The organism is Marinobacterium weihaiense, assembly GCF_019061305.1.
Classification (GTDB): Bacteria; Pseudomonadota; Gammaproteobacteria; order Pseudomonadales; family Balneatricaceae; genus Marinobacterium; species Marinobacterium weihaiense.
In genome coordinates this window covers 129,567-150,880 of record NZ_JAHQZT010000001.1, presented here as the reverse complement: position 1 = coordinate 150,880, position 21,314 = coordinate 129,567, and the positions used below count along the sequence as shown (strand labels likewise).

Annotated in this window: 20 protein-coding genes; 10 read left to right on the top strand and 10 right to left on the bottom strand. The window is 57.9% G+C overall.

Going from position 1 to position 21,314, the window contains the following annotated elements:
* Positions 1-141: 141 nt before the first annotated feature.
* The 3 genes from KTN04_RS00725 (at position 142) to KTN04_RS00715 (ending at position 5,307) form a co-directional block, all read left to right on the top strand.
* A complete protein-coding gene (locus tag KTN04_RS00725; protein WP_254262276.1) occupies positions 142-1,287 on the top strand; it encodes a porin in 1,146 nt (381 codons plus the stop codon).
* A 272-nt stretch (positions 1,288-1,559) separates the two neighbouring features.
* Entirely contained in the window at positions 1,560-2,720 is a 1,161-nt protein-coding gene (nosP, locus tag KTN04_RS00720) for a nitric oxide-sensing protein NosP (RefSeq protein ID WP_217333286.1), read from the top strand.
* Positions 2,710-5,307 (top strand): hybrid sensor histidine kinase/response regulator, encoded by a 2,598-nt coding sequence (locus KTN04_RS00715; protein ID WP_217333285.1) that lies wholly within the window; start codon positions 2,710-2,712, stop codon positions 5,305-5,307. Before nosP ends, KTN04_RS00715 begins: the two co-directional genes overlap by 11 nt.
* Before the next feature lie 42 nt (positions 5,308-5,349).
* Here KTN04_RS00715 and KTN04_RS00710 read toward each other — a convergent pair whose 3' ends face one another.
* Both KTN04_RS00710 and KTN04_RS00705 read right to left on the bottom strand, forming a co-directional pair.
* Positions 5,350-6,024: a response regulator gene (locus tag KTN04_RS00710; RefSeq protein ID WP_217333284.1), complete on the bottom strand. Its 675-nt coding sequence runs from the start codon at positions 6,022-6,024 to the stop codon at positions 5,350-5,352.
* A gap of 71 nt (positions 6,025-6,095) precedes the next feature.
* Positions 6,096-6,665, bottom strand: coding sequence for a rhodanese-like domain-containing protein (locus tag KTN04_RS00705; protein ID WP_217333283.1), 570 nt, complete (start codon positions 6,663-6,665; stop codon positions 6,096-6,098).
* A 199-nt stretch (positions 6,666-6,864) separates the two neighbouring features.
* On the opposite strand from KTN04_RS00705, the gene KTN04_RS00700 reads away from it, so the two are divergent.
* Together KTN04_RS00700 and KTN04_RS00695 are read left to right on the top strand one after the other, a co-directional pair.
* Entirely contained in the window at positions 6,865-7,212 is a 348-nt protein-coding gene (locus KTN04_RS00700; RefSeq protein ID WP_217333282.1) for a PilZ domain-containing protein, read from the top strand.
* Positions 7,213-7,223: 11 nt separating this feature from the next.
* A complete protein-coding gene (locus KTN04_RS00695; protein ID WP_217333281.1) occupies positions 7,224-7,826 on the top strand; it encodes a hypothetical protein in 603 nt (200 codons plus the stop codon).
* Here the strand turns inward: KTN04_RS00695 and KTN04_RS00690 are convergent.
* Complete coding sequence (locus KTN04_RS00690) at positions 7,801-8,712, bottom strand: DMT family transporter (RefSeq protein ID WP_254262274.1); 912 nt, start codon at positions 8,710-8,712, stop codon at positions 7,801-7,803. The genes KTN04_RS00695 and KTN04_RS00690 overlap by 26 nt on opposite strands.
* A gap of 116 nt (positions 8,713-8,828) precedes the next feature.
* Here KTN04_RS00690 and KTN04_RS00685 point away from each other — a divergent pair, with 116 nt between their 5' ends.
* Positions 8,829-10,142, top strand: a complete 1,314-nt coding sequence (locus KTN04_RS00685; RefSeq protein WP_217333280.1) for an MFS transporter — start codon at positions 8,829-8,831, stop codon at positions 10,140-10,142.
* On the opposite strand, the gene KTN04_RS00680 is transcribed toward KTN04_RS00685, so the two are convergent.
* Complete coding sequence (locus KTN04_RS00680; RefSeq protein WP_217333279.1) at positions 10,139-10,570, bottom strand: RrF2 family transcriptional regulator; 432 nt, start codon at positions 10,568-10,570, stop codon at positions 10,139-10,141. The two genes, KTN04_RS00685 and KTN04_RS00680, sit on opposite strands and share 4 nt — an antisense overlap.
* A 379-nt stretch (positions 10,571-10,949) precedes the next feature.
* On the opposite strand from KTN04_RS00680, the gene rnk reads away from it, so the two are divergent.
* The gene (rnk, locus tag KTN04_RS00675; RefSeq protein ID WP_217333278.1) at positions 10,950-11,336 is read left to right on the top strand and encodes a nucleoside diphosphate kinase regulator; all 387 of its coding nucleotides are present in this window, start codon (positions 10,950-10,952) and stop codon (positions 11,334-11,336) included.
* Between the two features lie 62 nt (positions 11,337-11,398).
* On the opposite strand, the gene paaK is transcribed toward rnk, so the two are convergent.
* From paaK to paaF, 6 genes are all read right to left on the bottom strand, one after another.
* Positions 11,399-12,685, bottom strand: a complete 1,287-nt coding sequence (paaK, locus tag KTN04_RS00670; RefSeq protein WP_254262273.1) for a phenylacetate--CoA ligase PaaK — start codon at positions 12,683-12,685, stop codon at positions 11,399-11,401.
* A gap of 77 nt (positions 12,686-12,762) precedes the next feature.
* Positions 12,763-13,971, bottom strand: a complete 1,209-nt coding sequence (gene pcaF, locus KTN04_RS00665; protein ID WP_217333276.1) for a 3-oxoadipyl-CoA thiolase — start codon at positions 13,969-13,971, stop codon at positions 12,763-12,765.
* Between the two features lie 11 nt (positions 13,972-13,982).
* The gene (paaI, locus tag KTN04_RS00660) at positions 13,983-14,438 is read right to left on the bottom strand and encodes a hydroxyphenylacetyl-CoA thioesterase PaaI (protein WP_217333275.1); all 456 of its coding nucleotides are present in this window, start codon (positions 14,436-14,438) and stop codon (positions 13,983-13,985) included.
* Positions 14,435-15,940 (bottom strand): 3-hydroxyacyl-CoA dehydrogenase PaaH, encoded by a 1,506-nt coding sequence (paaH, locus tag KTN04_RS00655; RefSeq protein ID WP_328515942.1) that lies wholly within the window; start codon positions 15,938-15,940, stop codon positions 14,435-14,437. The genes paaI and paaH overlap by 4 nt, the downstream gene beginning before the upstream one ends.
* A gap of 8 nt (positions 15,941-15,948) precedes the next feature.
* Positions 15,949-16,740, bottom strand: a complete 792-nt coding sequence (gene paaG, locus KTN04_RS00650) for a 2-(1,2-epoxy-1,2-dihydrophenyl)acetyl-CoA isomerase PaaG (RefSeq protein WP_217333273.1) — start codon at positions 16,738-16,740, stop codon at positions 15,949-15,951.
* A gap of 3 nt (positions 16,741-16,743) precedes the next feature.
* Complete coding sequence (gene paaF, locus KTN04_RS00645; RefSeq protein WP_217333272.1) at positions 16,744-17,526, bottom strand: 2,3-dehydroadipyl-CoA hydratase PaaF; 783 nt, start codon at positions 17,524-17,526, stop codon at positions 16,744-16,746.
* A 402-nt stretch (positions 17,527-17,928) separates the two neighbouring features.
* Here paaF and paaN point away from each other — a divergent pair, with 402 nt between their 5' ends.
* The 3 genes from paaN (at position 17,929) to KTN04_RS00630 (ending at position 21,293) form a co-directional block, all read left to right on the top strand.
* Positions 17,929-19,599, top strand: coding sequence for a phenylacetic acid degradation protein PaaN (gene paaN / locus KTN04_RS00640; protein ID WP_217333271.1), 1,671 nt, complete (start codon positions 17,929-17,931; stop codon positions 19,597-19,599).
* A 14-nt stretch (positions 19,600-19,613) separates the two neighbouring features.
* Positions 19,614-20,399, top strand: a complete 786-nt coding sequence (locus tag KTN04_RS00635) for an enoyl-CoA hydratase-related protein (protein ID WP_217333270.1) — start codon at positions 19,614-19,616, stop codon at positions 20,397-20,399.
* A 147-nt stretch (positions 20,400-20,546) separates the two neighbouring features.
* Positions 20,547-21,293 (top strand): SDR family oxidoreductase, encoded by a 747-nt coding sequence (locus KTN04_RS00630; protein WP_217333269.1) that lies wholly within the window; start codon positions 20,547-20,549, stop codon positions 21,291-21,293.
* The last annotated feature ends 21 nt before the right edge of the window (positions 21,294-21,314 follow it).

Sequence of the window (21,314 nt, the reverse complement as noted above, 5' to 3'; positions counted from 1 at the left end):
ACTCGGATTACTGCCCGGGTTGAGCCGCCAAAGTGCCATGTAAACAAATCTTGCGCAGCATGGGTTTGCCTGCTTCCAGACGCGATCATCAAGCCATCGTAATCACGATGTCATGACTGACGGACCTATCTGGGAGAAACCATGAAAAATAAGAAAATGACCATTAAACTTCTGCCTGCGCTGGTCGCACTGGGCATGGCGGCACAGGCACAGGCCGAAATCAAGCTGTATGACCAGGATGGCACCACCTTCAGTACTGATGGCATGATCAACGCCTTTTATGTTCATAGTGATAATGACGAGCGCACCCAATCACGCGTCAAGATGGGCTTCTTGCCCAACTGGATCGGCTTCAACTTCGGCAAAGATACCGGCGACCTGCAACTGGGTGCGCGTTCATCCTTTTGGGTCAGCATTAACGACTCCGATGTGGTTAGGGCTGCAAATCAGGGGCGCGGTGAGTCGCTGGGTACGGACACCGGTATCGATGTACGTCAGTTCTACGGCACGGTCGATGGCGACTGGGGCCAAGTACTGATCGGCAAGGACTTCGGCCTGTTCAATCGTACTAACATCATGTCCGACGAGCTGTTGATGGGCTACGGCCAGTCATCCGACACCCTCGGCCTGATCGACGGTGGCAACGTTTCCTTTGGCAACATCGGCAGCGGTTATACCTACCCGTTCCCGAAAGCACAGATCACCTACCGCAGCCCGGTCAAGAGCGGCTTTCAGGCGGCTGCGGGCATCTTCGACCCGAGCAAATCCGATACCGACTCATCTGAAGAAACACCGCGTTTCGAAGCCGAACTGACCTATGGTACCGATTTCAGTCAGGGCTCCTTCAAGGCTTGGCTGGGCGGCTTGTATCAGAGCTCTGACAATCCGGAAGGTGATGATGTCGAAACCATCGATTCTACCGGCGTGTCCTATGGTGCCAATGTCAAGTTTGGCGGCTTGTCTCTGACCGCATCCGGCTTCCAGAGCGAGGGCATCCACCCGGCATCGATCGACAACTTCGTGGCGGATGAAAGCTTTGAAATGGACGGTTACCTGTTACAGGGCTCCTACTCGTTCGGCAAAAACCGAGTCGCGCTGTCCTATGGTGAAAACGAGGGTGATGAAGCGGTCGATTTCACGTATGAAAACACCGCCGTGGCCTGGTTCTACAGCGTCAACAGTAACCTGAAGCTGGTCGCTGAATACGACCAGACTGAAATCAAGGGCACAACCCTCGGCGAGGAAGAGAACGATACTGTTGCCCTGGGTGCTGTTCTGACCTGGTAAAAAAGACCTGTTGCACATCATCTGGCCGCACGACTGGACCCCTTCACCGGTTGTGCGGTTTTTTTATGCCTGCTGTCCAGCGGCTACTGCTTTGGTCGTATTTTTTGCCACCCGATGACACGTGATTGGTCATTCAAGTATTTTTCATTTTTAAATCAATAGTCTAAAGGTTATTGCCGGGGCGGGATTCAGGTACTGAAGTAGCATTACCAGCGTCGCGGAGGCGGATTAAACTGAAAGCTGCCATATTTTTTCAGCGCGAGTACCCCTTGATGAACGCGCCCTTGTTCGCACAACCGATTCGATCCGCCATGTCCTCTTCACGGGACCCCGATGTTGCCGCTCGTGAGCTGGCCGACACTCTGGTTCATTCTGAGCTGGGTTTTGTTCTGTTCTTCTGCTCTGCCGAATATGACCTTGAGGCATTGTCACTGAGCCTGGAAGCCGCCTTTGATGGCATTCGCCTGGCCGGTTGCACCACGGCCGGTGAGTTGACGCCGCGCGGCTATGATCAGGGCACGATCACGGCGCTCGGGTTTGATCGCAACCTGTTTGCGATCGAGGTCGGGCTGGTGGAGGCGTTGGATGACTTCAGTCTGACTCAGGCGCAAACGTTGATCGACGGGCTGGTGGCCGGTTGTCGTGACCTTCATGTTGCCCCGACCAAGGGACATACCTTTGCGCTGACCCTGCTGGACGGTTTGTCCAGTCAGGAAGAGCTGGTGCTGTTGAACCTGGATTCGGTACTGGGCAGCATTCCGCACTTCGGCGGGTCTGCCGGAGACGATATCCATCTGACCGGTACGCATGTCTATCACGCAGGCCAGTTTCGTACCCGTGCGGCGGTGGTGATTATGGTCAATACGCCACTGGATTTCGAAGTCTTCACCACGCATCACATGCGCAGCCTGGAACAGAAGCTGATCGTGACCGATGCCGACCCGGCAACACGCACCGTCTATGAGCTCAATGCTGAACCTGCCGCACTCGAATACGCCCGACAACTGGGCCTGGACCCGGATCAGCTCGATTACCGTGTCTTTGCCCTCAATCCGCTGGCGGTGCGGATTGGCCAGGAGTATTACGTGCGCTCGATCCAGAAGGTCAATCCCGACCTCAGCCTGACGTTCTACTGCGCCGTTGAAAACGGCATCGTGCTGACGGCCATGCAGCCGGATGCCATGCTGGATAACCTGGCACACCGTTTTGAGCGCATCGAGCAGACCCTTGGGGAACCGATGATCACCATCGGCTGTGACTGTTTCCTGCGCCGGCTGGAGGCCGAATATACCCGCCGTACCGATGAAACCTCCGACTTTCTGGTGAAGCATAATGTCATCGGTTTCAACACCTACGGCGAACAATACGACGGCATGCACCTCAACCAGACTTTCACCGGTGTCGTTATCGGCAGGAGTGCGCATGACTACTGAATCGGTTGCCGACCTGTCTCGTGAAGCGCTGCTGGCGCGCATTGCTGAGTTGGAACAGGACAACGACAAGCTGACCCGCATGAAGGATGCGCTGATCGAGCGGGTTGAATCCAGTAGCACGGTGCGAACGGCGCCCTATGCCGCCTTTGAGCATTCCGTGGTACTGGCTGAACAGGTGCGTGAGCGGACCGAGGCGCTCAATGCGGCCCTGGCGGAGCTCAAGCGCAGCAACTTCGCTCTGATACAGGCCAATCAGGAAGCGGCGATGGCGCATCAGCGTCTGACCGATGCCATTGAAAGCATCTCGGATGCCTTTGTGCTCTTTGACGAACAGCGCCGCATTCTGGTGTTCAACCGTCGCTTCCGTGAATACTGGGCAGGGACGGGGACCGAAATCGAGCGCGGTGCCACCATTCAGGATGTGCGGCGCCTGGCGCTGGAGAGAGGCGTCATTGTCGAAGAGCATGTCGGTGGAGAAGACGAAGCGACTGTCTACAGGCTTGCCAACGGGCGCTGGGTACAGGTTAGCGAGCGTCATACCGGTGAAGGCGGTCTGGTCATACTCTATACCGACATCACCGATCTGAAAGCCAGTGAAGCCGCTCAGCGGGAGCAGGCACTGGCACAGAAAAGCCGCCTGTTGCAGCGTACCGTGGACAACCTTTCCCAGGGGGTTGCCCTGATCAACCCGCAGGGCGAGTTGGAAGTCTGGAATGATCGTTTTGTCGAGCTGACGGGGGTGCAGGCCGTGGCCGGTCGTCCCTTCGATCGCCTGATGCAGCCGTCGCCGGTGGATCTGCTGACGCCCGCCATTCTGGATGGTCGAGGCCAGCCGCTGCACGAGCTGGAGCAGCGGCTGCCGGATGGCCGGGTGATCGAGGTACGTACCCATCCCATGCCGACTGGTGGGTTCGTCAATACCTATACCGATATCACCGAGCGCTACCGTTATGCCGAAACCCTGCGTGAAAACGAACATTGGCTCAGGCTGATTACCGACCATATCCCGGCTCTGATCGCCTACGTCGGCGAGAACGGTCACTTTCAGTTCACCAATCAGGTGTATGACGACTGGTATGGTTGGCCACGGGGCACATTGCTGGGACAGAGCATTCGCCAGGTGCATGGTGATCAGCTCTATGCCCGTCTGGAGCCCTACATACAGCGTGCACTGGGGGGCGAGAACACCACCTTCGAGATTGACGAATACAATGCGGCCGGTGAGAACCGGCACATGCTCAAGTCCTATGTACCCAATCTGGATGCCCAGGGACGCACCATCGGCTTTTTCGTGCTGATTCGCGATATTACCGAACGCAAGCGCACGGCGCTGGCGCTGCAGCAGGCATACCAGAACCTGGAGCAGCGGGTAAAGGAACGCACCTCCGAACTGACGGAGGTAAATCAGCAGCTGCGCCAGGAGATCGATGAGCGCCTGGCTATCGAGGCGCGCCTGCTGGAAGCGAAACAGGATGCGGAGCAGGCCAACCTGTCCAAAACCAAGTTTCTGGCCGCGGTAAGCCATGACCTGCTTCAGCCTCTGAATGCGGCCCGGCTCTTTACCGGTGCGTTGTTAGAGCAGGCCATGCCCGAACGGATCGGCACGTTGATCGGATCCATCAGCAATTCGCTGCAGGACGTGGAGACGCTGCTGGGCACGCTGGTGGACATTTCCAAGTTGGATGCGGGTGTGATTAAGCCGGATGTGGCGCCGTTCCGTCTCAACGAGTTGCTGACCACACTGGCGGCCGAATATACCCAGGTGGCGGCTGCAGAAGGCCTCAGGTTCCGATTCCGCGGCAGTGATGCCGTTGTGGTGAGCGATGCCACGCTGCTGGCGCGTATTCTGCGCAATTTCCTGACCAATGCTTTGCGCTATACCGATGCCGGTGGCGAAGTGCTGCTGGGATGTCGGCGGCGGTGTGGACGGGTGTTGGTTGAAGTCTGGGATACAGGATCGGGCATTCCAGAAGACAAGCTAACAGAAATCTTTCAGGAGTTTCGCCGTATTCCCAGTCGCCAGCACCAGCATGACAAGGGGCTGGGGCTTGGACTGGCGATTGTAGATAAGATCAGCCAGATGCTGGAACATCCGGTGCGGGTCCGCTCACGCGAAGGCATCGGCTCCGTATTTTCGGTCGAGCTGCCGCTGGGCTATCTTAATCCCGAAGCCTTTGCCCCAGTGTTTCGTAACCCCGCTTTCGACGATCAGCTGCAGGGCGCACGTATCTGGATGGTGGATAACGATGCGTCCATTTGTGCTGGCATGGCCACGCTTTTGGAAGGCTGGGGATGTGATGTCGTGACGGCGTTGGGCATGGAAGACCTGCAACAGCAGCTTGCCGTGGGCAGTGCACCGCTGGATCTGCTGATTGCCGATTATCATCTTGATGACGGCGTAACCGGTGTCGAGCTGGTTGCTCAGATTCTGCAGCGGCGCAGTGATCAGCCACCGGTACTGATGATCACGGCCAACTACAGTAATGAACTGAAACAGGCCGTGAAGGACGAGGGCTATCTATTGATGAACAAGCCGGTAAGGCCACTTAAACTGAAAGCAACCCTTGCCCACTTATTGCAACGTTGAGAGATGCAAGCGGGCAGGCGAGTGCTGTATTGAAGGCTGGAGTCAACGGCGCAGGTATTGGGCAAAATCGATATCGCTGGCAGATAGTATCGCTTGTACGCGGTTGTGGACACCCAGCTTGCGCAGAATGGCAGACACGTGCGCTTTCACCGTGGTTTCGGCAATGTGCAGGTTGTACGCAATCTGCTTGTTGGATTCGCCCTTGGCCATGCGTTCCAGTACCAGCAGCTGGCGCCGGGTGAGGGAGGAGAGCAGCTCGGGCGCTAGCTGGGGGTGTTCGTTGTTGCGGCGGTTGCGACGGCTGGTGTCCTGACCGCTTTGACGAATGATGTCTGAAGGCAGGTAGACGTTACCGTCTAAAATCTGCTGCAAGGCTTCGGTCATTTGCGTGCGCGGTGAGGATTTGGAGATGAAACCGACCGCGCCGCAAGTAATCGCCTGCAATACGATCTGCTTGTCGTCTTCTGCAGACACAATCACCACTGGTATGGTCGGCGCCTCATTGCGCATCGAAATCAGTCCATTTAGGCCACTCATGCCCGGCATGTTCAGGTCCAGCAGTACGAGATCCAGATCGTCCTGCTCCTGTGCTAGCGTCAGGGCGTTGTCCAGGTCTTCAGTCTCCAGGGTCTGTGCATCCGGGAAGCCGGTTTGAATGACGTTAGTGATCGCTTCACGGAAAAGCGGATGGTCGTCAGCGATGAGAATTTTGTACACGTTGGATTCCCCGTTATCGTTATTATGCTGATGCCAGCGTGTCATCCTTGCTAGGCGTATTCGTTACGGCTTTATTTTTCAAGCGCAACCGGCACGGCCACATCCAGTGTGTATCCGGCCTGCTGCCAGCCATCAATCCCTTCGGCATACCAGTACAGCTGCGTGTAACCCCAAGTTGCCGCACGCTTGACTGCATTCCAGGACATCCAGCAGTCTGCAGTGCAATAAACGACAATGGGGTGGTGGCGATTGCCCTGGCTGAGGTCATGTAGGCCGCGCTGAAAATACTCGCGCCAGCGATCAGTCAACTCGCCCTGGCCCACATTGGGAAGCCAGGTACTGCCGGGCAGCTGATAATGGGGTGCCGTCTGCAGAAAGATACCATGTTGCCAAGCCACAGGCTGCACATTCAGCAGTGCAGGCGAACGGTTTTTCATCAATGTGCGCACTTGAGCGGTATTGATGCGTTGGCCACCTTCAGCATGATTCGGCGTTGGGCTGCGGTAGTGCAGAACACGATAACCGTCCCATGAGAAATATTCGGCATTGTCCGGCCAGGCATCAGCCTGCGCCGACTCGATGGCGTGTGGGGCGGCAATCAGTGCCAGAACTACTCCTGTCCAGTACGGCAACACATTCATGAGCATCTCTCCATTATTCTCATTACACCTTGGGCAGCAGTTGGACTGAATGCGACGTTGGCGCCAATGAACGTGTACTGAAGTAGTAAGTGAATCTGCTGATATCGCCACCCCATGGGCCCGAGGCATGATCGAGGGCATTGTTGAGCATGCAAACACTGCCTATGATTAAGCGACGGTTTTCGAAATGAGAGATGTGATGTTTCAGGAACGACGTATCTATCCCCGTATTCCCTGCGATGTGGCCGCCGAACTGGAAACGGCCGACGGGAGAATGATCGATGTACGGGTGGTCAACATAAGTCGCAGTGGCTTCCATGTCGAAGGTGGTGACATGTTGTCCGACCTGCAGCCACCGGAAGGCCTGGGTGCAACCGAAATCTGGCTGCACTTCGGATTGAGCACCAGTGCACTGCACTGTCACTGCCGCATTGTCTACAAGCGTCGCACGGCTCATGACTGTATCGGTTTGGGGCTGCATATCGTGTCAACCGATGAGCAGGCGCTGCAGGACATCGACACCTTCGTATCCGCGCGTCTGAACTAATCGGTAATATCATGAGACCTCTGCACCTTGCTCTGGGGCTGGCGCTGTTGGCAGGCTTCTGGCTCACCAACCCGTTCTCGTCACCCACACCTCCGGTTGATGCGCCGTTGGTTAGCCTGTCGTTGAGTCCCAATCAGCCCTCACAGCGCAATCTGGATGCTGTGGCGACGGTGCAGATCGATGACTACCAGCTTAAATTGCTGGCGGAATTCACTCTGGATGCCCGTGTGCTGGGGCGCGAGAATTACAGCTTGGGCCGCGAGGCCGAGCTGTCACCCTGGGATTTTGCCCTGGGGTGGGGGCGCATGTCTGACCCTGACGTGATCGAGCAGTTCAAGATTCGTCAGTCCGGGCGCTGGTATTACTGGCGTAGCCAGCAGTTGCCGATTCCCAAACGTGAAGTCTCGGTCAGCAGTGCCAACATGCACCTGATTCCAGCCAGCGACCAGGTACGGGAGCAGCTCGAAGCGGTCGGTGAAGCGGACAAGCTGCGTTTCAAGGGCTTTCTGGTGGAGGCCCGTGCAGAAGATGGCTGGCGCTGGCGCAGCTCGCTCAGCCGAGAAGATACAGGCAACGGTGCCTGCGAACTTATTCTGGTGACCGAGGTGCTTTGAAGACCTCTTGGCGCAGGCCTGACTTGCGCTGCTCGGCACGAATATTAATCAGATTGCCCGCCAGCATCATCAACGCCCCCAAGGCCACGGGCCAGTCAATCAACTCATCATAAAACAGGTATCCGACCAGGGCGATCAAGGGCAGGCGCATGAAGTCCATGGGTACCACGACGGTGGCATCGGCCAGCCTGAATGCGCGTGCCATGCAGTAATGCGCACTCATGGCAGTGATCGAGACAAGCACAATCCAGGGCAGGGCATGCAGTGGCGGGGTCTGCCAGTGCAGCAGCGAAGGCACCATGCCGAAAGGCAACTGGATCAGCGTCATGTAAAACAGAATACACAGTGGCGTTTCGGTGGCCGACAGCGACTTGGTCTGAATGTATGACAGTGCATAGCCAATGGCGCCAGCCATGACGGCCAGTGCAGCCGGCTGCAGCGTGCCGCTGCCCGGCCGTAGAATCAGCAGCAAACCGGCCACTCCTAGCACCAGCGCAGCCAGTCTCGGCGCTGTCAGGCGTTCTCCCAGCAGTAGGCAGGCCAGCAAGGCTGTCCAGACCGGGGTGGTGAACTCGATTGCGATCACCTCGGCCAGCGGAATGAAGGCCAAACCGTAAAACCAGCCGTACTGCCCCCCAAAGTGAGCAATATTACGCAGCAAATGAGCGCCCCTACGCTGGGTATGTACCTGCAGCCACCCCGGGCGGCTTGTGCTGATCAGAGCCGCTATCAGCAGCACACCGACCAGGCTGCGGAAGAACAGGATTTGATAAGTGGTAAAGTCAGCGGAGAGCTCACGTCCCGAAATGGCCATGGCCATGAAAGAAAACAGGGCGCCAGTCATCCAGAAAGCTGCCGTGAGTGATGGGTGTCGTTCCTTGAACATGAGTCTGCTCACAAAAAAACATGCAAGTCTAACAGGCGGGCAATGGTAGCGGTACTTTTGCCTGTAGCGAGTCACCTGTTAGGCTTGGACGCAATATTTCGACAAGGGAGGGGCAGATGTCGCGCAGTTCATTGACGGAAAACCTTTATGCCAAATTGATGAACGAGGAAGATGCGCGTGCCTGCAAGGCGATTGATGATGATGCCTGCCAGGCAGTGCCCGGCAATTTCCTGCGCCAGTTGTGCTCGCAGTTTTTGACCAAACTTGGAGATGCCATTGCCAACCCCAAGATTGTGCTGCCCTGGGTTCTGGAAGCCCTGGGTGCACCGCTTTATTTGTTGGGCCTGCTGGTCCCGATTCGCGAGTCGGGCTCTCTGATTCCACAGTTAGTGATCGCCAGTCATGTGCGTCGTCAGAACGTGCGCAAATGGAGCTGGGTGTTGGGCAGTGTCATTCAGGGGGTGACGATCATGCTCATGGGGCTTGCCGCCTGGCAATTGAGTGGTTTGACGGCAGGCTGGGTGCTTGTCGGCTTGCTCGTTGTTTTCAGCCTTGCACGTGGGCTTTGTTCGGTAGCAGCCAAGGATGTGACCGGTAAGACCATTCCCAAGCAGCGGCGCGGCAAACTGAACGGCTGGTCGGCGAGCCTGGCCGGGCTGGTGACGCTGGCAGGTGGTGTCATACTGGTGACCGGTCAGGGGTGGCTGCAGACACCCCCAGAGTACGCGATATTGCTGGTCGCGGCAGGGCTGATATGGCTGCTGGCAGCCCTGCTGTATGCCGGTGTGAAGGAATATCCCGGAGCGACTGAAGGTGGTGTGAATGCCCTGTCTGAAGCGCTTAAGCGCTTGGGTATCCTGCGTACCGACGCTGCCTTTCGGCGCTTCGTGATAGCGCGAGCACTGTTTCTCTGTTCGGCCCTGACCGCGCCTTATTATGTTGTGCTGGCTCAACAGCAGAGTGATGGTAGCAGCGGTTTGCTGGGACTTTTTTTGCTGTCGAGCGGTGCCGCCAGTTTGATATCCGGGCCTGTATGGGGGCATTTTGCGGATCTGTCGAGTCGGCAGGTGATGGCGTGCTCGGGGCTGTTGGCTGCCTTGCTGGGAGTCGGTCTGTGGTTGCTGGACTGGCTCAACCCGGCCTGGTTGGAGCTGGTCTGGCTGTTGCCGCTGGCTTATTTCGTGTTGAGCATTGCCCATCAGGGGGTACGTATCGGGCGTAAGACCTACGTAACCGACTTGGCGGAAGGCAACCGGCGCACGGACTACGTTGCCCTCAGCAACACCCTGATCGGTGTTGTGCTGCTGCTGGCCGGTAGCTTGGGAGCGCTGACCTCGGTGGTAGAGCTGATTGATATCGTGCTGCTGATGTCGTTTATGGGGCTGGCCGGCGTGTGGCTGGCAAGGGGGTTACCTGAAGTGAGTGATTAGGGTTCATCAGTCGCAATTAGCTGCTGTTGCATGACAGGGTTATCCAAAAGGTCGTCGAGTGTATAGCCTGACAGGCAGCTGAAAAAGGCTCGCTGCGCTTCGGCCAACACCGTTTGCAGTGAGCAGGACGTAACCAGGCAGCAAGGGCCGATACTGCAGTCGATCAGCGGGTATTCGCCTTCCGTCTGCTTTATCAGCGCACCCAAGTTGATGCTCGAGGGCGCAATCGCAAGGCGAATGCCACCTTTTTTGCCGCGAAAGGTTTCCAGGTGACCGCTTTTGCCCAGCGCATGTACAACCTTGCGCAGATGCTCCAGGGAAATTCCGTAGAACCCCGCTATTTCGCCAAGTGTTGCAAGGCGCTCTCGGTTGGTCGCCACATAAAACAGAACGCGAAGGGAATAATCGGTGAAACGGCTCAATTGCATGGCGGGGGCCCTTGTTGATCTTGCGGTGGTCGTACCCATTACAGCACCTTCCATGAGTACAGGCTTGATACGTCAATAATACGTGAAATAGATCGACAGGTGCTTGCCTTTTGGGTATCAAAAGGCTAACAATAGTCGTATTGAATTAACACGCAGAAGGCGCCCATGTGGGCGCCTTCTTGAGTTTTAAAGACACCATGTTAAACCCGTACGGATTACACATCTTTCTGGCCTGCAGTGTTGCAGGCCCGTTTGCCCGCCTCTGAATCCGCACTTTCCCGTGCCGGATCGGTGCGGGCTTACGGGAATTCCCAAAACTTAAGTATTGTTTGCTGCCTTCCCGGTAGGAGGGCGCTATGTACTATCAATGGAGTAGAAAATGGCTGATATGCCCGGTATCAAGGTATCTGAGAAAGATATCGATCAACTCGAATCCATGCTGGAGCGCAAGGAATATCGCGACAACGAGGCACTGGATGGCCTGCGTGCAGAGCTTGAGCGTGCCGATGTCGTGGCTGAGAATGAGCTGTCCGACGATGTGGTTCGCATGAATTCGACGGTCACCTTTGAAGTGGAGGAGAGCGGCCAGCGTTTTCATCGAACGCTGTATTACCCGCACCAGATGGCGGGTAAGGAAGATGCCATCTCCATCGTGGCCCCCATTGGCTCGGCTCTGCTGGGCCTGGAAGTGGGGCAGACCATCGATTGGCGCCTGCCGGACGGCAAGCACAGCCATGTGAAGATCATCGAGGTGGAGCACGCCTGAGCCGTGCACATCGCAACGAAAAAGGCCGGTCATATGACCGGCCTTTTTTGTGCCCGAAAGATTCAGCCCTTGCGTTCGTCGAACACGCGCTTGGCCTTGCCTTCCGAACGCGGAATGCTGCCGACCGGCACGATATGAATGCGAGTGCTGATGCCGATGTAAGACTTGATATGGTGCTGCAGCTCCTTGATTACGGCACTCTCGTCGGCTCCGCTGGCTTCCGGCGTCAGCTCGACCTTGACGTCAACCATATCCAGGTTGCCGTTCTTGCTGATGACGATCTCGTAGTGCGGCGCCAGTGCCGGTACCTTCAGAATCTGTTCCTCGATCTGGGTCGGAAACACGTTCACGCCACGAATGATCAGCATGTCATCTGAACGGCCGGTAATCTTGTCGATGCGGCGCATCGGGCGGGCAGTGCCCGGCAGCAGTCGAGTCAGATCGCGGGTACGGTAACGAATGATCGGCAGTGCTTCCTTGGTCAGTGAGGTGAATACCAACTCACCGTATTCACCGTCCGGCAGAACTTCACCGGTATTGGGGTCGATGATTTCCGGATAGAAGTGATCTTCCCAGATGGTGGGGCCGTCCTTGGTTTCGATGCACTCCATGGCAACACCCGGTCCCATGACTTCAGACAAACCGTAAATGTCGACGGCGTTGATGCCGGCACGCTGCTCGATGTTCTTGCGCATCTCGTCAGTCCAAGGCTCCGCACCGAAGATGCCGGTACGCAGCGGCAGTTCACGCGGGTCGATACCCTGGCGCTCCATCTCGTCCAGAATGTTCAGGAAGTAGGACGGCGTGACCATGATGATGTCAGGCGCAAAGTCCTGAATCAGCTGCACCTGCTTCTCGGTCTGACCGCCGGACATGGGGATGACGGTGCAGCCCAGGCGCTCGGCACCGTAGTGCGCACCCAGGCCGCCGGTGAACAGGCCATAGCCATATGCCACATGTACCTTGTCGCCGCGATGACCACCGGCGGCACGGATGGAACGCGCCACCACATCGGCCCAGGTATCGATGTCGTTCTGTGAGTAGCCTACAACGGTCGGCTTGCCGGTGGTGCCGGAAGACGCATGGATACGGACTACTTCATCCATCGGTACCGCGAACATGCCGTACGGGTAGGTGTCGCGCAGGTCCTGCTTGGTGGTGAACGGGAAATGCTTCAGGTCTTCAAGCGTTTTCAGCTCAAAGGGGTGAACGCCTTTCTCGTCACACTTCTGCTTGAAGTGGGGGACGTTGTTGTAAGTGTGGGCCAGACTCCAGCGCAGGCGGCGCAACTGAAGCGCACGCAGCTCGTCGATGCTGGCAGTTTCGATTTCTTCAAGGGATCCGCGCATTAAAGGCTGTTGAGTGTTCATGCTTATTATTATCCCGTTGTTTGTCGTAATTATGGTTATTGGCGCCCGATTGGGGATCAGACGCGCTCAATGATGGTGGCAATGCCCTGGCCGACACCGATGCACATCATGCACAGTGCGTAGCGGCCGCCGGTGCGGTGCAGCTCGTACATGGCCGTGGTGATCAGGCGAGCACCGCTCATGCCCAGCGGGTGGCCCAGGGAGATGGCACCGCCATTGGGGTTGACGTGTGCGGCATCATCGGCCAGTCCCAGGTCACGGGTGACGGCCAGTGCCTGAGCGGCAAAGGCTTCGTTCAGCTCGATGACATCCATATCATCAATGCTCAGCCCGGCTTTCGCCAGTACCTTACGGGCAGCCGGAGCCGGACCAAAGCCCATGATGCGGGGTTCGACACCGGCCGTGGCCATGGCGACGATACGGGCCTTCGGGGTCAGGCCGTTGGCCTTGGCCGCCTCGGCAGATGCGATCAGCAGGGCACAGGCGCCATCGTTGACACCTGAGGCGTTCCCCGCAGTCACCGAGCCGCCCTCGCGGAAGGGAGCCTTCAGCTTGGCAAGGGCTTCGAGCGTGGTGCTGGCACGCGGGTGTTCATCCGTGTCAAAGACGATGGGGTCGGCCTTGCGCTGCGGAATGGTCACCGGCACGATCTCTTCTGCCAGTTTGCCGTTCTGCTGGGCGGCAGCGGTACGCTGCTGGCTGCGCAGGGCAAAGGCATCCTGATCTTCACGGCTGATGTTGAAGTCGGCGGCCACGTTCTCGGCGGTTTCGGGCATGGTTTCCACGCCGTACTGGGCCTTCATCAGCGGGTTGATGAAACGCCAGCCGATGGTGGTATCGAACAGACCGTTGGGGTTGCGGGTGAAGGCGGATTCAGCCTTGCCCATCACGAACGGCGCGCGGGACATGGACTCGACGCCGCCGGCAATCATCAGTTCGGTATCGCCGGACTTGATGGAACGGGCCGCCAGACCGACGGCATCCATGCCGGAACCGCACAGGCGGTTGACTGTGGTGCCGGGCACGGCAACCGGCAGGCCGGCCAGCAGCGTGGACATGTGGGCTACGTTACGGTTGTCTTCACCGGCCTGGTTGGCGCAGCCGTAGATGACATCGTCCACCTGGCTCCAGTCGACTTCCGGGTTGCGCTCCATCAGCGCTTTCATCGGGATCGCACCCAGGTCATCGGCTCGCACGCTGGCCAGAGTACCGGCATAGCGACCGATCGGGGTACGGATCGCATCACAGATAAAGGCGTCTTTCATCGGGTTTCTCCTCAGGCGTTGGTCTCGTCTTCCGGCAGCAGTGTCCCTTTGATCTGGTAGGACTTGCCGCGGAAAAAGGCCAGCTCTTCATTGTTCTGGTTATAAACGGTGATGTCGTATACCCCGGTACGGCCCTTGCGCTGGCGTTCCTGCGCCACTGCAGTCAGGGTGTCGTCCAGGAAGCCGGGGGCAACAAATTCGATACTGCAGCCGCTGGCAACGGTCACCTTGTTGTAGCTGTTGCAAGCGTGTGCAAACGCTGTATCAGACAGCGTAAAAATGAAGCCGCCGTGGCAGATGTCATGGCCGTTGAGCATATCCTTGCGGACTTTCATGCTCAGGCGGGCATAGCCCGGGCGAATTTCATCGATCTGAATGTTCAGCCCCTTGGCCGCGTGATCGTTGGCATGCATGGCATTGCTGGAGGCCACGGCCAGTTGTTCAGGAGTCATATCAGTGACGTTCACGCCTGACGACCTCCGGCAACCTTGCGCAGCAGCAGCGGAGACGGACGGTAGCGGTCTTCGCCGTAACTCGCGCCCAGATTGCGCAGTACATTCAGAATGCGGGACAGGCCAACCGCCGTTGCCCAGCTGATGGGGCCGCGAGGATAGTTGACGCCGCCCTGCATGGCGATATCGACGGCTTCCTCATTGCAGACCCGTTGGTTGACGGCATCAAAGCCTTCATTTGCCAGCATGGCAACCGTACGCATGACAATCATGCCCGGAATGTCGTCAATGATGCTGACCGCCTTGCCTGCAGCCTGGAACAGGCCCACCGCCTGTGCAATGGCCTTGGTGTCGGCCTTGTCCGCCGGAGCGAGCGCAATGCGACCGGATTGTGCGTAATCCAGTGCCAGGTCGAAGTGAATCAGGTTGCGGTTGCTGACTTCCGCCGCACGTACCGTGGTGAACTGGCCGTTGGTCAGCATCAGAGTGGCATCACCGACCTGAATACGGCCGTCGCCATCCGTGCGCGTGACTTCGATACCTGCGTTCTGGAACAGCTCCACCAGTGGTTCGGCAACCCCCAGGTCGCCCTCGATGGTCACCGTGTTCGGTTTGGCAGCGGCATCGACTGTATGGGGCAGGGGCTTTTCGGCACCCTCGCTGTAATCATAGAAGCCCTTGCCGGACTTGCGGCCGAAGTGGCCGGCATTGACCAGTTCCTGCTGCACCAGAGATGGCAGGAAGCGCGGGTCGTTGTAATAGGCGTCAAATACGGAACAGGTGACGGCATAGTTGACGTCATGACCGATCAGGTCCGTCAGTTCGAACGGCCCCATGCGGAAACCACCGGCTTCGCGGATTACGGCATCGATAGTCGCATTGTCGGCACCGCCTTCCTGGTAGATGCGCAGGCCTTCCGCGTAGAAGGGACGTGCCACCCGGTTGACGATGAAGCCCGGTGTCGACTTGGCGTGGACAGGCTTCTTGCCCCAGCTGGCAGACAGGTCATAGATGTCGCGGGCAATTTCCGGGCGTGTATCCAGGCCACTGATGACTTCGACCAGTTTCATGATCGGCGCCGGATTGAAGAAGTGCATGCCGACCAGGTTCTGCGGGCGCTTCAGCGTGCTGCCGATGGCAGTTACGGAAATGGAGGAGGTGTTGGTGGCCAGTACGGTCTGTTCGGAGCAGATCTCTTCCAGCTGACCGAAAACACTCTGCTTGACGTCCAGACGCTCGACGATCGCCTCGATGACCAGCGCCGCCGGTGCCATCTCTTCAAGTGACGTAATGACCTGAATGCGGCCAACCAGCGCTTCAACTTCATCGGCTGTCATCTTGCCGCGGCTGACCAGTTTCTCCAGGCCCTTGGCCACGCCTTCGCGTCCGCGCGCAGCGGCCCCTTCAGCAGCATCAAACAGCAGTACCGGATGGCCGGCCTTGGCGGCAACCTGGGCAATGCCGGCGCCCATGGTGCCGGCACCGATAACACCGATTACGGAATCAGTCGTAAACATGCTCATGATCATTTGCCTTTGAAAGTGGGCTGACGTTTATCCATGAAGGCGGAGACGCCTTCGCGATAGTCTTCCGTGCGACCGGCCAACGTTTGCAGGTCACGTTCCAGGTCCAGCTGCTCGTCAAAACTGTTGTTCCAGCTGGCTTGCAGGGCACGCTTGATGAAGGCCAGGCCCTTGGTGGGCTGGGTGGCCAGATGACGGGCCATGCTCTGTGCTTCTGCTTGCAGCGCCTCATCGTCAACGCACTTCCAGATCATGCCCCAGGCCATCGCCTGCTCGGCACTGATCTTGTCACCCAGCATGGTCAGTGCGGTTGCGCGGGCATGGCCGACCAGACGCGGCAGGGTCCAGGTACCGCCGGAATCCGGTACCAAACCAATCTTGCAGAAGGCCTGAATAAAGGAAGCGGAGCGAGCGGCCAATACGATGTCACAGGCGAAGGCGATGTTGGCACCGGCGCCAGCCGCCACGCCGTTGACGGCACAGATGACTGGCATTTCCAGTGCCTGCAGGCTGCGGATCAGCGGGTTGTAGTTCTGTTCGATGGACTCGCCCAGGTTCGGCATCTCTGCGCCCGGTGCGACATTGCGGTCGCTCAGGTCCTGACCGGCACAGAAGCCGCGGCCGTTGCCGGTGATCAGCAGGCAGCGGGCCTCGTCGCTTTTCTTGACCTGTTTCAGCGCGTCCCGAACTTCAGCATGCATCTGGGTGTTGAAACTGTTCATCCGGTCCGGACGGTTCAGGGTCAGTACCGCAACCCCGTCGGTAATCGCGAATTCAATCGTTTCGTAAGCCATGGGTCATTTTCCTGTGAAGTTCGGTTTGCGTTTTTCCATGAAGGCGGCAATGCCTTCATTACGGTCTTCGGTGGCTGCCAGCAGGGTGAAGGCCTTGCGCTCAAGAGTGAGGCCGCTTTCCAGCGTCGTGTCGTAGGCCTTGAGCAGTACTTCCTTGGCCTGGCGAACGGCGATGGGCGGTTTGGTGGCAATCTTGCGTGCCAAGGCCGTGGCGCGTTCAAGCGTGCGTTCGGGAATCGTGACCTCGCTGATCAGGCCGAAGTCGCGCGCCTGCTGTGCCGAGATAAACTCGCCGGACAGTACCAGTTGCATCGCCATGGACTTGCCCACGGTACGCAGCAGGCGCTGGGTGCCGCCGGCACCCGGAATGATGCCGAGGTTGATCTCGGGCTGCCCGAACTGGGCGTTGTCGCCGGCAATCACGATATCGGCATGCATGACCAGCTCGCAGCCGCCGCCGAGCGCGAAACCGTTAACCGCGGCAATCAGCGGTTTGGGGAACTGGGCGATGGTGCGCCAGTGCAGAACGCGGGGGTCGTTGAGAACGCCGACGGTGTCCAGCGCGGCCATTTCCTTGATGTCGGCACCCGCGGCAAATACCTTCTCACTACCGGTCACGACCACGGCCCGCACGGCGTCATCATGTGTGACCTGCTGAAGCACGCTGGCGATTTCGCTCAGCAGCTGAGTGCGCAGAGCGTTGTAGGCTTCCGGGCGGTTCAGGGTGATGGTCAGTACACCGCTGGAAACATCTGACACCAGGATATCCTGATATTCGTGTTGCATAGAAATACCGTCATCTGTCTATTGTTATTGTGCCCGGCGTCGCGTCAGCGGAGTGCGCTTGGCGTATGCCGGCCGGGGCACTTATTTTTGCGGGTGCAGCCAAGTGCAAATCCGCTATAGTGGTGCAGCAGGGCCACCCCGATGTCATCCAAGATTACCCCAAAAGATAAAAGAGATACAATATTTGAAGAACTCATTGTTCTTTTAGTATCACATTCTTTGTTGTATCGTGTTGCTCCAAGCATCATTGCTCCAGTAAAAGAATGCACAGGAGCGCTGTGTGGCGAGGGCTGGAACGTCAATAGACGATCGCCTGTCCGGCAGTGCTTCAGGCGCTGACCAAATAACCAGAACATACCCGCGTCGTATCATTTCAGGCGCAAAGCAGATGGGAGACCCCTGATGAGCGAGAATCTTTTTGCCAAGCACAAGGCAACGTTGGATGGTGCACTGGCAGCAATTCATAGTCGTGACTACTACAGCCCCTGGTCAGAAAACCCCAGCCCGCGCGCCTATGGCGAAACAGCGGCGGCTGATGGGGAAGCGGCATTCAAGGCTCACCTGAACAAACCCTTCGAACTGGATATGCCGGGTGTCAGCGGTCGCACGGGGGCTGAAGTCTCTCCCTACGGTATTGAGCTGAATGTGCAGTACCCGACTGTTGATATGGATAAGCTGCTCCCGGCCATGGATGCAACCCGCAAGGTCTGGCGTGACCAGGGTGTCGAGGGGCGTACCGGCATTTGCCTGGAAATCCTGGATCGCCTGAACAAGCGCAGTTTCGAAATTGCCCACGCTGTCATGCACACGTCTGGCCAGGGCTTCATGATGGCCTTCCAGGCGGGCGGTCCTCACGCGCAGGACCGTGGCCTTGAAGCGGTTGCCTACGGTTACGAAACCATGGCAGGCGTTCCGGCGCAGGCAACCTGGACCAAGCCGCAGGGCAAACATGACCCACTGGTGATGGAGAAGAAATTCACTGCCTGTGGTCGTGGTGTAGGTTTGGTGATCGGTTGCTCCACATTCCCGACCTGGAACACGTATCCTGGCCTGTTCGCCTCTCTGGTTACCGGCAACCCGGTTGTTGTCAAGGCGCACCCGGCAGCGGCACTGCCGGCGGCTATCAGTGTTCAGGTTGCACAGGACGTGTTGAAAGAGCAGGGCCTGCCGCCGCACATCGTATCGCTGTATGTCGATGCCGATCCGGCCAAGCCTGAAACCATGGAACTGGCGCAGCGCCCAGAAGTGAAGCTGATCGACTTCACCGGTAACACGGCTTTCGGTGACTGGCTGGAGCAGAACTGCCCGCAGGCCCAGGTTTACACCGAAAAAGCCGGTGCCAACACGATTGTTATCGACTCTACCGATGACTTTAAAGGCATGGTTCGCAACTTGGCGTTCACACTGAGTCTGTATTCCGGCCAGATGTGCACCACGACTCAGGATATTTTTGTGCCCAAGGATGGTATCGATACCGACCAGGGTCACAAGTCCTTTGATGAAGTGGCTGAAGCTATTGCGACCGGTGTCACCAAGTTCCTGTCCGATCCCGATCGTGCCGCCATGGTACTGGGTGCCATCCAGTCTGAAGCGACGGCACAGCGCATCGAAGACAGCAAAGGTCTGGGTACTGTTGTACGTGATTCCGAAAAGCTGACTCACCCGCAGTTTGAAAATGCGCGTGTCCGCAGCCCGCTGATCATGACCATCGATGCCGAGAAAGAAGATGTATGGGGTCAGGAGTTGTTTGGCCCGATCAGCTTCATCGTGCGCTCTGATAGCCGCGATCACAGCATCGAACTGGCACGCGATATCGTCAAGAAGCACGGTGCCATCACCATGGGTTGCTACAGCAGCGACGAAGCTCAGATTGAGAAGATCGAAGAAGCCGCACTGGATGCCTGCGTTGCACTGAGCACCAACCTGACCGGTGGTGTGTTCGTCAACCAGAGTGCGGCCTTCAGTGACTTCCATGCTACCGGCGGCAACCCGGCTGCGAATGCGTCGCTGTCGGATTATGCGTTCGTGGCCAACCGTTTCCGCTTCGTGCAGAGCCGTCGTCACCCGAAGTGAGTCAGGAGCCGGTAATGGAATTTGAAACCATACAGGTGGAGCAGCGTGACGGTGTTGGCATCGTTACGCTCAACCGCCCCAAGGCGATGAATGCGCTCAACCTGCAGCTGACGTCCGAGCTGGGTCAGGCCATCGATGCGCTGGAAGCGGATGCAGGTGTTCGCTGCATCCTGCTCACCGGCGGTGAGCAGGTGTTTGCAGCAGGGGCCGATATCAAGGAGATGAAGGAACATGACTTCGCCTCTCTGTACGGCCTTGATTTTCCGTATGTAAAGCGTGACTGCTGGCGAGCCATCGACGAAGCCCGCAAGCCGGTGATTGCGGCCGTGGCGGGTTTTGCCCTGGGCGGCGGCTGTGAAATGGCCATGGCCTGCGACTTCATCATCGCAGCTGACACGGCGAAGTTCGGTCAGCCCGAAATCGGCATCGGCACCATGCCCGGTGCCGGTGGCACTCAGCGCCTGACCAAGGCGGTGGGCAAAGCGAAGGCGATGGAAATGTGCCTGACCGGGCGCATGATGGATGCCGAGGAAGCCGAACGCAGCGGTCTGGTATCACGGATTGTGCCGGCCGAGACGTTGTTGGAAGCGGCATTCAAGACCGCACGCAAGATCGCGTCCAACTCGGCGCCCGCCGTGGCCATGATCAAGCAGTCGGTCAACATGGCGGTCAGTGCGCATTTGGCGGATGGTCTGCGTCACGAGCGTCATGCGTTCCAGTCCACGTTTGCCTTCGAGGACTGTGCCGAGGGCATGAATGCCTTTGCCGAGAAACGCAAGCCGGACTTCAAGCACCGTTAAGGTTGTCTGAATCGCCGATCCTCAAGCCGCTGCCGCTCGCGTCAGCGGTTTTTTGCATTCTGGCGTCAGTGGACGCTGCCGGGCGGCATGGGTCAGAATAGGCGCCATTGCCATCATGAAATCCATTCAACAGTATTGGGTACAGTAATGAAATTCAAAGGAAAGCGGGCCTGGATTACCGGGGCAAGCTCGGGTATCGGTCAGTCGGTTGCGCGTCGCTTGGCTCAGCAGGGCGCGGATGTGGTGATCTCTGCGCGCCGTGCCGAGCGCTTGCATGAATTGGCTGCAGAGCTGCGTGAGCTGGGGGTCAACGTGCATGTGGCACCGGTGGATGTCAGTGATCGTGCGGCCATGGAAGCACTGGCTGTGACACTGGCCGAGCAGGGCGGTATTGATATCCTGATCAATAACGCGGGTACCATGCCGATCAGCCCTATCATCAATGGCCGAGTGGACGAGTGGGATCAGATGATCGATGTGAACATCAAGGGTGTGCTCTATGCCATTCATGCCGTCTATTCCGGCATGGCCGAGCGCAAGCAGGGTCATATCATCAATGTCAGCTCCATTGCGGCACGTGTCACCTACCCGAGTGCCGGTGTCTATGCCGGTACCAAGCATGCGGTGCGGGCCATTTCCGAAACCTTGCGCAAAGAAGCGATTCGCTTCGGGGTGCGCGTGACCGATATTCAGCCCGGCTCAGTCGATACCGAGCTGCCAGACAGTATTGGCCATGACAAGATTCGCGGTATTGTCAAAAGCAACATGTACGGCGATGAAGCGGCCATGCTCAAGCCGGATGACATTGCCAATGCGGTTGTCTACGCACTCGAGCAGCCGGCGCATGTGGATGTAGGCGAGTTGCTGATCTGGCCAACCCGTCAGGAAAACTGATCACGCGGCTGAACCGCAAAG

Coding starts and splice junctions, on each gene's coding strand:
- KTN04_RS00725 (WP_254262276.1), top strand. CDS start 142: ATGAAAAATAAGAAAATGACCATTAAACTTCTGCCTGCGCTGGTCGCA.
- nosP (WP_217333286.1), top strand. CDS start 1,560: ATGAACGCGCCCTTGTTCGCACAACCGATTCGATCCGCCATGTCCTCT.
- KTN04_RS00715 (WP_217333285.1), top strand. CDS start 2,710: ATGACTACTGAATCGGTTGCCGACCTGTCTCGTGAAGCGCTGCTGGCG.
- KTN04_RS00705 (WP_217333283.1), bottom strand. CDS start 6,665: ATGAATGTGTTGCCGTACTGGACAGGAGTAGTTCTGGCACTGATTGCC.
- KTN04_RS00700 (WP_217333282.1), top strand. CDS start 6,865: ATGTTTCAGGAACGACGTATCTATCCCCGTATTCCCTGCGATGTGGCC.
- KTN04_RS00695 (WP_217333281.1), top strand. CDS start 7,224: ATGAGACCTCTGCACCTTGCTCTGGGGCTGGCGCTGTTGGCAGGCTTC.
- KTN04_RS00690 (WP_254262274.1), bottom strand. CDS start 8,712: ATGTTCAAGGAACGACACCCATCACTCACGGCAGCTTTCTGGATGACT.
- KTN04_RS00685 (WP_217333280.1), top strand. CDS start 8,829: ATGTCGCGCAGTTCATTGACGGAAAACCTTTATGCCAAATTGATGAAC.
- KTN04_RS00680 (WP_217333279.1), bottom strand. CDS start 10,570: ATGCAATTGAGCCGTTTCACCGATTATTCCCTTCGCGTTCTGTTTTAT.
- rnk (WP_217333278.1), top strand. CDS start 10,950: ATGGCTGATATGCCCGGTATCAAGGTATCTGAGAAAGATATCGATCAA.
- paaK (WP_254262273.1), bottom strand. CDS start 12,685: ATGCGCGGATCCCTTGAAGAAATCGAAACTGCCAGCATCGACGAGCTG.
- pcaF (WP_217333276.1), bottom strand. CDS start 13,971: ATGAAAGACGCCTTTATCTGTGATGCGATCCGTACCCCGATCGGTCGC.
- paaH (WP_328515942.1), bottom strand. CDS start 15,940: ATGTTTACGACTGATTCCGTAATCGGTGTTATCGGTGCCGGCACCATG.
- paaG (WP_217333273.1), bottom strand. CDS start 16,740: ATGGCTTACGAAACGATTGAATTCGCGATTACCGACGGGGTTGCGGTA.
- paaF (WP_217333272.1), bottom strand. CDS start 17,526: ATGCAACACGAATATCAGGATATCCTGGTGTCAGATGTTTCCAGCGGT.
- paaN (WP_217333271.1), top strand. CDS start 17,929: ATGAGCGAGAATCTTTTTGCCAAGCACAAGGCAACGTTGGATGGTGCA.
- KTN04_RS00635 (WP_217333270.1), top strand. CDS start 19,614: ATGGAATTTGAAACCATACAGGTGGAGCAGCGTGACGGTGTTGGCATC.
- KTN04_RS00630 (WP_217333269.1), top strand. CDS start 20,547: ATGAAATTCAAAGGAAAGCGGGCCTGGATTACCGGGGCAAGCTCGGGT.